Origin of the sequence: Flagellimonas meridianipacifica (assembly GCF_003001695.1) — a bacterium.
Taxonomy (GTDB): domain Bacteria; phylum Bacteroidota; class Bacteroidia; order Flavobacteriales; family Flavobacteriaceae; genus Flagellimonas; species Flagellimonas meridianipacifica.
In genome coordinates, this window is record NZ_PVYX01000002.1 from 1,599,279 (window position 1) to 1,611,475 (window position 12,197).

The 12,197-nt window shown below is 39.9% G+C and carries 11 protein-coding genes; 2 read left to right on the top strand and 9 right to left on the bottom strand.

All coding sequences use genetic code 11. The features are described 5' to 3' along the window. Positions 1–2 precede the first annotated feature (2 nt). The 3 genes from CLV81_RS17380 to CLV81_RS17390 all read right to left on the bottom strand — a co-directional run bounded on the left by CLV81_RS17380 (position 3) and on the right by CLV81_RS17390 (position 4,547). On the bottom strand, positions 3–1,262 hold the full coding sequence (locus tag CLV81_RS17380) for a cysteate-C-fatty acyltransferase (protein ID WP_106146775.1): 1,260 nt from the start codon (positions 1,260–1,262) through the stop codon (positions 3–5). Positions 1,263–1,384: 122 nt separating this feature from the next. Continuing rightward, complete coding sequence (locus CLV81_RS17385) at positions 1,385–2,425, bottom strand: cysteate synthase (RefSeq protein WP_106146777.1); 1,041 nt, start codon at positions 2,423–2,425, stop codon at positions 1,385–1,387. 67 nt (positions 2,426–2,492) lie between these two features. Then, entirely contained in the window at positions 2,493–4,547 is a 2,055-nt protein-coding gene (locus CLV81_RS17390) for a S9 family peptidase (RefSeq protein WP_245912077.1), read from the bottom strand. Positions 4,548–4,686: 139 nt separating this feature from the next. On the opposite strand from CLV81_RS17390, the gene CLV81_RS17395 reads away from it, so the two are divergent. After that, positions 4,687–5,013 carry a YbaB/EbfC family nucleoid-associated protein gene (locus CLV81_RS17395; protein ID WP_106146781.1) on the top strand — a complete coding sequence of 109 codons (327 nt, stop codon included), beginning with the start codon at positions 4,687–4,689 and terminating at the stop codon, positions 5,011–5,013. 6 nt (positions 5,014–5,019) lie between these two features. Here the strand turns inward: CLV81_RS17395 and CLV81_RS17400 are convergent, their stop codons facing one another. The 6 genes from CLV81_RS17400 to CLV81_RS17425 form a co-directional block, all read right to left on the bottom strand. Continuing rightward, positions 5,020–6,045 carry a threonine aldolase family protein gene (locus CLV81_RS17400; protein WP_106146783.1) on the bottom strand — a complete coding sequence of 342 codons (1,026 nt, stop codon included), beginning with the start codon at positions 6,043–6,045 and terminating at the stop codon, positions 5,020–5,022. Positions 6,046–6,108: 63 nt separating this feature from the next. Beyond that, the gene (locus CLV81_RS17405) at positions 6,109–6,471 is read right to left on the bottom strand and encodes a hypothetical protein (RefSeq protein ID WP_146129935.1); all 363 of its coding nucleotides are present in this window, start codon (positions 6,469–6,471) and stop codon (positions 6,109–6,111) included. Positions 6,472–6,478: 7 nt separating this feature from the next. Next, positions 6,479–6,856: a YciI family protein gene (locus CLV81_RS17410; RefSeq protein WP_106146787.1), complete on the bottom strand. Its 378-nt coding sequence runs from the start codon at positions 6,854–6,856 to the stop codon at positions 6,479–6,481. Positions 6,857–6,926: 70 nt separating this feature from the next. Continuing rightward, positions 6,927–7,769 (bottom strand): glycoside hydrolase family 16 protein, encoded by an 843-nt coding sequence (locus CLV81_RS17415; protein ID WP_106146789.1) that lies wholly within the window; start codon positions 7,767–7,769, stop codon positions 6,927–6,929. After that, positions 7,770–8,120 carry a cupin domain-containing protein gene (locus CLV81_RS17420; RefSeq protein ID WP_106146791.1) on the bottom strand — a complete coding sequence of 117 codons (351 nt, stop codon included), beginning with the start codon at positions 8,118–8,120 and terminating at the stop codon, positions 7,770–7,772. It lies immediately after the preceding gene. 21 nt (positions 8,121–8,141) lie between these two features. Continuing rightward, the gene (locus CLV81_RS17425) at positions 8,142–10,538 is read right to left on the bottom strand and encodes a zinc-dependent metalloprotease (protein ID WP_106146792.1); all 2,397 of its coding nucleotides are present in this window, start codon (positions 10,536–10,538) and stop codon (positions 8,142–8,144) included. Positions 10,539–10,724: 186 nt separating this feature from the next. On the opposite strand from CLV81_RS17425, the gene CLV81_RS17430 reads away from it, so the two are divergent. Continuing rightward, positions 10,725–12,197, top strand: coding sequence for a circularly permuted type 2 ATP-grasp protein (locus tag CLV81_RS17430; RefSeq protein ID WP_106146794.1), 1,473 nt, complete (start codon positions 10,725–10,727; stop codon positions 12,195–12,197).

The window sequence follows — 12,197 nt, forward strand, 5'->3', positions numbered from 1 at the left end:
GATTATTCACCCATAGCTGCGGCAACAGCTGCAGAAAGACGTTTGTAGGTACCATTTTGCAATCTATCGCGAATTGCAGAGAAAGCATCCAAGGTTTCCACTATGTCCTGCATCGTATGTGTCGCTGTCGGAATCATACGAAGTAGGATCAATCCTTTTGGAATGACTGGATACACCACTATTGAACAGAAAATGCCATAGTTCTCACGTAAATCCTTTACCAAAGCCATTGCCTCTGGTATACTGCCGTTCAAATATACCGGAGTAACACAGCTAGATGTGGTGCCAATATCAAAACCACGTTCTTTTAGTCCATTTTGGAGTGCGTCCACGTTCTCCCAAAGCTTCGCCTTAAGTTCCGGCATGGTGCGCAACATATCCAAACGCTTCAATGCTCCCTTTACGTAAATCATAGGAAGTGATTTGGCAAACATCTGGGAACGCAAATTATATTTTAAATAGTCAATGATTTCTTTATCCGCAGCTAAAAAAGCACCAATGCCAGCCATAGATTTGGCGAAAGTGGCAAAATAGACATCAATATCGTCTTGAACACCTTGCTCCTCGCCTGCTCCTGCACCAGTTTTACCTAATGTACCAAACCCGTGTGCATCATCCACTAATAGTCTAAACTTGAATTTTTCTTTTAGGGCAACAATTTCCTTCAGTTTCCCTTGCTCCCCGCGCATACCGAAAACACCTTCAGAAATCACCAAAATTCCCCCTCCGGTTTCTTGGGCCATCTTAGTGGCACGCTCCAAGTTTTTTTCTAAACTTTCAACATCATTATGTTTGAAAGTGAAACGTTTACCAACGTGCAAACGAACACCATCAATAATACAAGCATGACAATCCACATCATATACGATGATATCATCTTTGGAAACCAAAGCATCAATAGCAGACATGATTCCCTGATAACCAAAGTTTAGAAGATAAGAAGCTTCTTTGTTAACAAAATCCGCCAGTTCCTGCTCCAATTGCTCATGATAATCGGTGTGACCGCTCATCATTCGAGCTCCCATTGGATAGGCAGAACCATGTTCATACGCAGCATCGCCATCCACTTTTTTCACTTCGGGAAGATTTGCCAATCCAAGGTAATCGTTCACGCTCCATGTAATCACTTCCTTCCCATGAAACTTCATTCTGTTGGAAATAGGTCCTTCCAGTTTTGGAAATACAAAATAACCTTCAGCTTGTGATGCCCATTTTCCCAATGGACCTTTATTCTCGATAATTCTGTCAAATAAATCTCTCATCTACCGCATAGTTGTTTCAAGTGCAAAAATATATATTTTTGGTTTGCCCGCATAATTGAATGTTTTCCATAAAAAAACGACAATGCCAACCATTGTCGTTCAATACCTTAAAGCCTTTTGGTTTACTTAACGTATTCTATCTTTTCAGCTACATCGGTGTTTTTGTGGTCAAAGAAACCTTGGTTTTCCATCCATTCATTGCTGTACACCTTACTCATGTATCGTGAACCGTGGTCTGGAAATATAACCACCACATTACTCTCTTCAGTAAACTCACCTTCCATGTCTAATTGATACAAGGCCTGAACGGCTGCCCCTGTAGTGTATCCTCCAAAAATACCTTCAGTTTTTGCCACTTTTCTGGCCATGTGGGCACTTTCTGAATCTGTGACCTTCACATATTTATCGATGGTATTGAAATCCGTAGCAGAAGGAATCAAGTTCTTCCCCAAACCTTCAATACGGTATGGATAAATCTCATTTCGGTCAAATTCTCCAGTTTCATGAAATTTTTGAAGCACAGAGCCATAGGCGTCCACACCCAAAACTCTGATATCCGGATTTTTTTCCTTTAAGTATCTTGCCGTCCCGGAAATAGTGCCTCCCGTACCATTGCAAGCTACCAAATGGGTAATCTGGCCATTGGTCTGTTCCCAAATTTCAGGTCCGGTTGTTTTATAATGTGCCTCAATATTCAATTCATTGAAATATTGATTGATATAAATTGAGTTGTCAATCTCACTGTGCAATCGCTTAGCAACTTCGTAATAGGAACGTGGGTCGTCTGCACTTACGTGTGCAGGACACACATATACCTTGGCTCCCATAGATCTCAACATGTCAATTTTGTCAGGTGAAGATTTTGAGCTTACTGCCAAAATGCAATCGTAGCCTTTCACGATACTGACCATAGCCAAACTGAATCCTGTATTCCCCGAGGTAGTCTCTATTATGGTACTATCAGGTTTTAGAATTCCTTTTCTTTCGGCTTCTTCAATTATGTAAGAGGCAATCCTATCCTTTGCGGAATGCCCTGGATTGAAAGCTTCCAGTTTCGCATAAAAATTACCGGTCAAAGGTTCAGCGATTCGGTTAAGGTGAACTAAGGGGGTACTTCCAATTAAATCAAGAATACTGCTGTAGGCATTTATCTTTTTCTTCATATTGGCTTAGATAAGGGATGGTTTTTGAACTTCAAAAATCATCGGTGCAAAAATAGTATTTTTTATTTTACAGGGCTTTTCCTTCTAAATCCAGTATAAAACTGTACTCTTTGGCTGTTTCCTTTAGGGATTCGAACCTTCCAGAAGCGCCACCATGACCTGCTTCCATATTCGTATCCAAGTATAAAACGTTGTTATCCGTTTTTAATTCTCTCAACTTAGCAACCCATTTGGCGGGTTCCCAATATTGAACTTGTGAATCGTGTAAACCTGTGGAAACATACATGTTGGGATATCCTTTTGCTTCAACATTATCATAAGGAGAATAGGACTTCATGTAATCGTAGTATTCTTTTTCGTTCGGATTGCCCCATTCATCATATTCACCCGTAGTGAGAGGAATGGTGTTATCCAACATGGTTGTAACAACATCCACAAAAGGCACTGCCGCTATAACCCCATTATATAGTTCTGGAGCCATATTGACCACAGCTCCCATCAATAATCCTCCTGCAGAACCTCCACTGGCATATAAATGCTCAGCGCTAGTGTAGTTTTCACCAATCAAAAACTTGGAACAATCAATAAAATCGGTAAAGGTATTTTTCTTCCGTAGCAACTTCCCGTCCTCATACCATGGTCTACCTAAATATTCCCCGCCTCTAACATGGGCTATGGCATAAATAAAACCTCTATCCAACAAACTCAAACGGATGGATGAAAAATAGGGGTCAATAGTATTGCCGTAGGAACCGTATGCATATTGTAGCAAAGGACTTGTGCCATCCATTGGAGTGTTTTTATGATACACCATGGAAATTGGGACTTTTACTCCGTCACGTGCAGTGGCCCAAACGCGTTTTGTTCTATAGTTTTCCTTATCAAACTTCCCTCCTAGCACTTCGAGCTCTTTTAAAATGGTCTTGCTCTTTGTTGCCATATCAAAATCGATAATTGCATAAGGAGCGCCCATTTCATTATAAAAATAACGAAGGATTTGGGTGTCAAAGTCCAAGTTCACCGACGTCCCGGCAACATAAGTTTCACTACCAAATGGCAAGTAATAGGAATCTGTACTATCCCACTTTGTTATTTTCAATTCATTCAAGCCATTTTTCCGTTCGGACAACACATAGTAATCTTTGAAAATATCGACATCCTCCAAAAGGACATCTTCCCTATGCGGAATAAACTCTTCCCAACTATTGGATTCGGTGCTGTTCAATGAAGTTTGCATCAATTTGAAGTTGGTGGCACCATCTTTATTGGTAAGTATGTAAAATCGATCTTGATAGTGCGAAATTGAGTACTCCAAACCTCTTTCTCTTGGAGAAAACACTTTAAAGTTCCCATTTGGATTGTCAGCTTCAAGGATTTGATATTCCGATGTAAGGGTGCTTACCGAGCCGATAATAATAAATTCCCGGGATTTGGACTTGTAAACAAACGTATTAAAGGTATCGTCATCTTCATGAAAAACCAACTCATCTTCTTCGGAAGAGGTACCCAGAATATGCTTGCAAATCTTATCTGCTCTAAGCGTAACAGGGTCTTTTTTAGTGTAGAATAAGGTTTTGTTATCATCCGCCCAAACCGAGCGTCCCGTAGCATTATCTATTTTATCCGCATATACCTCACCTGTTTGCAAATTCTTGATTTGAATGGTATACTGCCGTCTTGAAACCGTATCGACCGCAAAAGCTGCCAAGGTATTGTCAGGGCTTATGGAAATACCCCTTAAGTTGAAGAAGTCATGACCTTGAGCCAAAACGTTGCAATCAAACATAACCTCATCTTTGTTTTTCAAAGTGTCAACTCTCCTCGAATAAATGGGGTACTCCTTTCCTTTTTCGTACTTGGTAATATACCAATATCCATTTAGTTTATAAGGTACAGAGGAATCGTCTTCTTTTATTCTGGATTTCATCTCCTTGAAGAGCATATCTTGAAAATCCTTGGTATGGGAGGTCATTTTTTGATAATACTCATTCTCCGCATTCAAGTAATCCAAAACTTCCTGGTCCGTTCTATCATTCATCCAATAATAATTGTCGATACGGACATCATCATGAATCTTCAAGGATTTCGGAACTTTTTTGGCCAATGGTGGCGTTATTTCCATAGACGTATTATTTTTTTTACAAGAGCCGACAAAAATAAGGCAGAAAATCAAAAGGAAGGCTAGTGGATGATGAAGTTTCATTAGCGAATTATTTCGTCCAATTTACTACTTTTAACACTGAAATTCTTAATAAAAAAATATGTTTGGAGATTTAATGGGGATGATGGGCAAATTGAAAGAAACCCAAGAAAAAGTAAAGGCCACAAAAGAGCGTTTAAACACGGTTATGGTGGATGAAAAGTCTTCTGATGGATTGTTGCATGTTACCTTAACAGCCAACCGTGAAATCAAATCCATCAACGTCGACGAATCCTTATTACAGGACAAAGAACAGTTGGAAGATTATCTAATACTTACTTTGAATAAGGCCATAGAGAAAGCAACGCAAGTAAACCAAGCCGAATTAGGTGCAGTTGCAAAAGAAGGAATGCCCAATATTCCAGGAATGGATTCCCTTTTTAAGTAAAGAACACTACCCCAACTCAATTAAGGTTTGCAAAAGAATCGAATGCATTTCATCTGTATAATCCAGATGTGTAACCATTCGCAACTTCCCTTGGCCCATACCGATGATAGAAATGTGCTTTTGCGCCAATTTGTCCACAAACTCTTTCTCCGATACTCGCGACTCATCCAACTCAAAAATGATAATATTGGTCTCTATGGGTTCCACTTTTTTCACAAAACTGTGTTCGCTCAATACCTTGCCAATTTCCTGGGCTTTTTCATGATCTTCTTTAAGTCTGTCAATATGATTTTCCAAAGCATATATTGCTGCGGCCGCTAAAAACCCAGATTGTCGCATACCTCCGCCAAGGACTTTACGTGTTCGTAACGCCTTGTCAATCAACTCTTCATTACCTACCAAAACGGAACCAACAGGGCACCCCAAGCCCTTGCTAAAACAAACACTTATGGAATCAAAGAGCTTACCATACTTTTTTGGGTCTTCTTCCTTTTTTACCAAAGCATTCCAAAGTCGAGCACCATCCAAATGATAGTTCAAACCATGGGTATCACAAACGGTTTTTATCTTTTCAAGTTCACTAAAATCCCAACATGCTCCGCCTCCCTTGTTCGTAGTGTTCTCAATACAAACCAGACTAGTTAGCGGACTGTGGTAAAAGTCTGGTGGATTAATTGCTTTTTCCACCTGCTCAGCAGTCATCATACCCCTATGGCCATCCACCAACTTGCAGGACACCCCACTGTTAAAACTGACACCACCACCTTCGTAATTGTAGACATGTGCATATTTATCACATATAAGCTGGTCTCCGGGTTGGGTGTGCAATTTTATGGCCGTTTGGTTAGTCATCGTGCCACTAGGGAAATAGAGAGCGGATTCCGTTCCAAAAAAATCGGCCACTTTTTCTTCCAGGGCATTCACTGAAGGGTCATTTTTGAAAACATCATCCCCAACTTGGGCATGCATCATGGCTTTCAGCATTCCTGGAGTAGGCTTGGTAACAGTATCGCTAATGAGATTTATCTGCATAAACTGAGATTCAAAAGTGAAATTTAAGGCAAATAATTGTATCTCATCTTAGGCTAGAAGCCATTAATAGGGAGAGTTTTGATTTACTTGGGAAAACAACCATTCAATATCCTCCTTGAGAATTTCCTCCGCACTGGAGAACTTAATTCTTTTTGCATGTTTTCCTTTGCCACTGAATTTTAGCCTATCATGGGTTATGGACTCCACATGATGCACATAAAGCATACATGTATCTCCCGAACCTTTCTGAATCCCACAAAGTACATTTTCCTTGCCTCCCCTGCTGTACAAGGCCAATTTCACCTTGGCCCCTCCAGCAATGGATTCTTCAATATTCTGAAACGATTGATACACGATATCACGCAGAATCAGGCCCATTTCAAGAGCTCTCGAATTAGCCTCAAACATATTCTTAAAGTCCTCCATAGCTACTCTAATTACTTTTTTTGTTTTGCAGACAACCGCTATAAAAGGTGCTGAACTCGAACAACTCCACATCAAAAATGCCATTTGTTACGGAAGGGTCTTTCTCCACTATGGTAACGGCTTTAATACTGTCCTTTGCTCGCAAAAGCATAAAACCTTTATCCGAATATCTCCCTCCAATTACAATACTGCCTTCCTTTCTTAACTTTTGAATATGTTTCGAATGTGCATTAAAGAATGGCTGCTGGTCAAACGTGATTTCATAATTCCAATTTTCTCCCGGAGTATAAATCATCGCGAATACTTTGGTTTCACCTTCAGTCTGTCCTAGACAAACAATAATGGGCAAAACCCAGATTAATAAGAAACTAAAATACCTGTTCATTTTACTCTTTTTATAGTGACGAATAAAAGGATTTGAATTGGACCCCTTTTAAAAAAAACAGTTCGGAAACCTACTGAAACACTCTAATGTAATCAACCACCATTGAACTTTCAGTAAAGCTCGGGTCAATTTCAGGTTCAATGGCAATGTTTAGAAGGAAGTAGTACTTTGAATCAAATGGCCAAGTGTCTTTGTTTTTAACCTTTGGATTATATTCGAAATGGGTAATACCATCCACACTGAAAACTATTTTTTCTTTGGTCCATTCCATGGCATAGATGTGAAATTTACTTGAAGCATTCTTAATTTTTTGTTCTCCAAAGTTCTTCACTTTGTCTCCGAAACTATCCCCATTGTGTACCGCACTTGAAACAAAATCTTGATTCTTGCCCCAATGTTCCATGATATCAATTTCACCACAATTAGGCCATTTAGTAGTTCCATATTTTTCATCCCAATAGGCCCCATCCTCATCAATGTTGGTGTTTAACATCCATATTGCGGGCCAGGTTCCTATTCCTTCGGGCAATTTGGCCCTCACTTCCACTTTCCCATAGGTAAAGGCAAATTTTGAGTTAAGCCGTGCTGAAGTATACTCTTTTTTTACCCCTTGGTCCCTGAATTTTTCCTTTTTCGCTACCAAATTCAAATAGCCATCTTTCACAAAGGTATTAGCCTCACGGTCCGTATAATGCTGTATGATACCACCCCACCAGCTACCACCGGGCGGAAGTTGTGTTTGATGAAACCATTTTTCGGAGTCAATGGGTCCCTCACCATCAAACTCATCAGACCAAACCAGATTTGTAAAAGCGTCCCCTGTTGTCTCTTTTTCTTGAGAGAGCAAATTGGATTGCAGTAGCAAACAACCTATTAGTAGATAAAATGGTTTTCCCGTCTTCATTGCTGTCATCTATTCTGGATTGTTCACATTGGTTCTGTCCCCTCTTGTTGTGGGTTGGGATATCACTAAAAACTCCAAATCTGTGCCCCCCTCGTTACGTATTTGATGCACAAGATTAGGTTGGATATGAATCCCTTCCCTACTTGGTACCTTTAACACTTCATTTTCAATTTCGAAGGTTGCTTCGCCTTTCAAAACATAAAAAAGTTGTTGAGATTTGGAATGGTAGTGCCTAGTTTCTTTCGTGTTTGAGGGCATTAACTCCTCAATAACACTTAGCTCGCTTCCTTTAACCAAGTGCCATCCATGACAGTTCTCTCCCCACAAGTAATGTTCTGAATTTTTACGGTTTTTCTTCATGGGTAAAGAAACTGTTCACTGTTAATCCATACAATCCATCCCAATGGGTGAGCCATCTGGAATTTTTGGAGCAGCAATCACCTTAAATGCCGTTGGTATCTTCAAGAAAGCATCTATACGTCTTACCATTTCTTCCGACACTGCATTTTTAGTGCCCTCCAATAGATTTTTTCGGATTTCCTTTAAATGTTGGGTAGCTATTCCATTCACTTGGGGATGTACTTTTTTGTGTGCCGCCAAGTTCATGATATGGTACAATACCCTAAAATTGATAGTATTTTGCACTTCCTGCCAATATTCATCCCTATGTTTTTTCTGAAGGGTATTTATAGTTAGTTCTTTAAACACATCACCAAGCCCAATTTGATTATCGTTCAAGCTCTTTTGTTGAATCAAACGTGAAGCACGTTCAGGATGCAACAACAATCCCAAAGTCATATCCGCAGAAGTTTCCGCAGCAGATAGAGCATCGAAAGAAACCCCGGCCCTTCCTTTAAAAGATTCTCTGGAACGACTATAGCCGATAGCCCTTGGTGGAAATAATTCCAACTTATTTTTAGGGATAGCTATAACAGAAGCATCCAAGGTGGTTAAAATAGCTTTTAATGCATTCTCCTGGTTGCTAGAATTTATCGGATAAACGGTTCGTTGCCCATCGCCTTTTACAGTATAGTTATAATCCAAACCGCCTATCATTTTGGAAACTGCTTCAGTTTGGTATCTATGGAAGAAGTATAAAGGGGCAAATACATCCTCCAATGTGGAGTTTGCTTCACCAGAGCGGATATTGTCTATTGAAAAATTGGAAATACCAACTTTACGTATTTCCAGCACCTTTTCAAGTTCTTGAGAGGCACTAGCTCCATTGTCCCAAAGATGACCATACGCATGGGCTCCGCCCATAGGTCGTGCATCTTGGTCTGATATGTAGCGTAAACCATCGTCTTGTGCTTTTTTCAAAATGGCATTCAACCCCTCTTTTTCTGTAGTGCCAGATGGAAAATCTGCATAAGAATAGGCCACGGTCACCTTGTCCCACTCCCCAATTCCAGTGTCGTAAGCATTTGAAAAATCTATGGAGTTTCCATTAAGTTCAAATTGGGGATGCGGATAATCCATAACAGAAGCCCTATTATTTGTACTTGCCGCAAAATTGTGGGCAAATCCCAAGGTATGTCCTATTTCGTGAGCAGAAAGCTGCCGAATTCTAGCCAAGGCCAGTTCCAGCATGGGTTGATAATTATCATCACGTTCTGCAAAAGGTTTGTTCATTAGAGCCTGGGCTATCAAAAAATCCTGACGAATGCGAAGACTTCCCAAACTTACATGGCCCTTTATTATTTCTCCCGTTCTGGGGTCCGTAACGCTGCTTCCATAACTCCAACCTCTTGTGGAACGATGTACCCATTGAATCACGTTATAGCGTACATCCAAAGGGTCCGCGTCATCTGGAAGTACTTTAAGTTGAAAAGCATCTTTATATCCAATAGCTTCAAAAGCTTGGTTCCACCATTTTCCGCCCTCCAAAAGTGCTGAACGTACGGGTTCGGGTGTGCCATTATCCAAATAATAAATTATGGGTTCCACAGCCTCACTGACCTCTGCATTAGGGTTTTTCTTTTCCAATCGATGCCTTCTTACAAAGCGTTTCAAAATGGGTTCTTGAACAGGAGTAGCATAGTCATAGTACGTGAATGGGTACGACCCGCAACGTGGGTCAAAAACACGTTTTTTATACCCCTCGTCCGGTAATTCTATTAATGAATGATGCTGGGCAACGGTTACCAAATTGGGATTTGGAGTTACCGAACGAATCCAATCTCCTTGTGGCGTCCCCTTAAAGGTTAAAGTCATATCGAATTCCACGTTCTTCGGAAACGCCTTGGTACGTTCAAAAGCAAATGCGCTTTTTGATTTATCCAAGCTATAACTACCTTGTTTTCTACTCTTTAATCGTGCGGAAACCCCATGGGCATCGCGCATAAGAAATTCTGTAATATCTATAAGATAGTGTCCCTTGGATTCCTCAACTATTGGAAAACCAAAAAGAATGGATTTAGCAAAAGCCTGTTCCACTGACTTCTTTTCCAGTTCATTTTTGGTCAACGCTCTAAACTTTAAGTTAGGTTGTACCAAAAGCAATTTGTTTCCCGCCTTTTTGAAATAAACAACTTGTTCATTGCCCAATTGCCCCCTATCCAATCCAATATCATTACTTCCTATTCCACTGCTTAGGGAATACACGTACAAGAAGGCTTGATTAAGTGCCTCAACATCCAAATAAATCTTGTCTTTGGCATCATCATAGTAAAAGTCAAAAAAGCCATCAAATTTTTGATAGTCTTTGGTTTTGTCGAAGGTCTGTGCTGATAAAATTCCAAAAGTAAAAAGGAACAATAGCAGGTAGTTGTTTTTCATAGTGTTCAATTATCCTCTAAAAATAACCAAAAACTAAAACTTTTATCCACTAATACTTCCGCCAGAAACTAAAAGCAGAATCCTCAACTTTAATCAGCTTTAATTAGATATTACTCATTAGAATGTTATTTTTTTATGAATATCTCATTGGTTTTTCCTTAAAATTCCATTAATTTTTCTCTTCAAATGAAAACTGACCCAACTAACTCACTTTTTTCTTCTTATCCTCAAAAAACCGAGCTTTTTGACGAGGTTTTTGAAAAAGATGGAAGCACTAAAGCCATTTACGAAAAGTTGCTATGTCTGTATGGTGAACATTCCATCATGGACTACGTAAACTTGAACAATAAAGCAAAGTCCTCTTTTTTTAATCAGGGCATCACCTTTCAAGTTTACGATAAGGAAAAAACCCAAGAGAAGATTTTCCCCTTTGACCTATTTCCTCGAATTATAGACACGGATGAATGGGATATCATTGAATCCGGAGCTATACAACGTAGCAGGGCCTTGAACCTGTTCTTGCAGGACATTTACCACGATAAAAAAATTATCAAAGACAAAGTGGTGCCGCTCGAATTACTATCCTCTTCTGCAAACTACCTTCACCAAATGATGGATGTAAACCCTCCTGGAGGAATTTATAATCATATCTCCGGAACGGATATCATAAAGCATTCTGACGGAAACTACTATGTTTTGGAAGATAATATTCGGTGTCCGTCTGGTGTGAGCTATGTGATTTGTAATCGCACGGCATTAAAAAGAGCGCTTTTTGGTGTTTTTAACCACTATAACGCCTATACCGTAACGGATTACGCTGAAAATTTGCTTCAAATTCTGGAAAGTGTAAAACCGCACGGTGTGGACAATCCTAATTGTGTAGTTATTACACCGGGTATGTTTAACTCAGCCTATTACGAGCATTCATATTTAGCCAAAGCCATGGGTGTTGAGTTGGTCGAGGGTCGGGATTTGTTTGTGGAAAACAATTTTGTTTACATGAAAACCATCAACGGTCCGGAAAAAGTAGATGTAATTTACCGACGTATCGATGATGCATTTTTAGACCCATTGGAATTCAGACCGGACTCAACCTTGGGGGTTCCTGGACTTTTCGCCGCCTATCAAAAGGGAAATGTATGCCTGGCCAATGCCCCTGGAACCGGTGTTGCTGATGATAAGGCGGTCTATACCTATATGCCGGATATCATTAAATATTATTTGGGAGAAGATCCCATTTTGAACAATGTGCATACCTACCATTGCAGCAGACCTAATGAGTTAAAGTATGTTTTGGAAAATGTGGACAAATTGGTGGTTAAGCCAGTAGATGAAGCTGGAGGGTACGGAATTTCAATTGGAAACAAATTATCCAAAGCAGAGATAAAACAGGTACAGGAACAAGTAAAAAAGGAACCCAGAAAGTATGTAGCCCAGTCTATCCTATCCCTTTCGGTTCACCCGACCTATATAGATGAAAAAGAATCTTTTGAACAACGCCATATTGACCTTCGGACTTTTACTTTGTTGGGCAAAGATTCAGAATTTGTTCTTAGGGGTGGCCTTACCCGTGTTGCGCTTCAAGAAGGAAATCTAATTGTCAATTCTTCCCAAGGAGGAGGTTCTAAAGACACTTGGGTGCTAAAAAAAGACGAATAA

Bases quoted from the DNA above. Each gene is read 5' to 3' on its own strand.
- CLV81_RS17380 (WP_106146775.1), bottom strand. From the start codon at position 1,262: ATGAGAGATTTATTTGACAGAATTATCGAGAATAAAGGTCCATTGGGA.
- CLV81_RS17385 (WP_106146777.1), bottom strand. From the start codon at position 2,425: ATGAAGAAAAAGATAAATGCCTACAGCAGTATTCTTGATTTAATTGGA.
- CLV81_RS17390 (WP_245912077.1), bottom strand. From the start codon at position 4,547: ATGGAAATAACGCCACCATTGGCCAAAAAAGTTCCGAAATCCTTGAAG.
- CLV81_RS17395 (WP_106146781.1), top strand. From the start codon at position 4,687: ATGTTTGGAGATTTAATGGGGATGATGGGCAAATTGAAAGAAACCCAA.
- CLV81_RS17400 (WP_106146783.1), bottom strand. From the start codon at position 6,045: ATGCAGATAAATCTCATTAGCGATACTGTTACCAAGCCTACTCCAGGA.
- CLV81_RS17405 (WP_146129935.1), bottom strand. From the start codon at position 6,471: ATGGAGGACTTTAAGAATATGTTTGAGGCTAATTCGAGAGCTCTTGAA.
- CLV81_RS17410 (WP_106146787.1), bottom strand. From the start codon at position 6,856: ATGAACAGGTATTTTAGTTTCTTATTAATCTGGGTTTTGCCCATTATT.
- CLV81_RS17415 (WP_106146789.1), bottom strand. From the start codon at position 7,769: ATGACAGCAATGAAGACGGGAAAACCATTTTATCTACTAATAGGTTGT.
- CLV81_RS17420 (WP_106146791.1), bottom strand. From the start codon at position 8,120: ATGAAGAAAAACCGTAAAAATTCAGAACATTACTTGTGGGGAGAGAAC.
- CLV81_RS17425 (WP_106146792.1), bottom strand. From the start codon at position 10,538: ATGAAAAACAACTACCTGCTATTGTTCCTTTTTACTTTTGGAATTTTA.
- CLV81_RS17430 (WP_106146794.1), top strand. From the start codon at position 10,725: ATGAAAACTGACCCAACTAACTCACTTTTTTCTTCTTATCCTCAAAAA.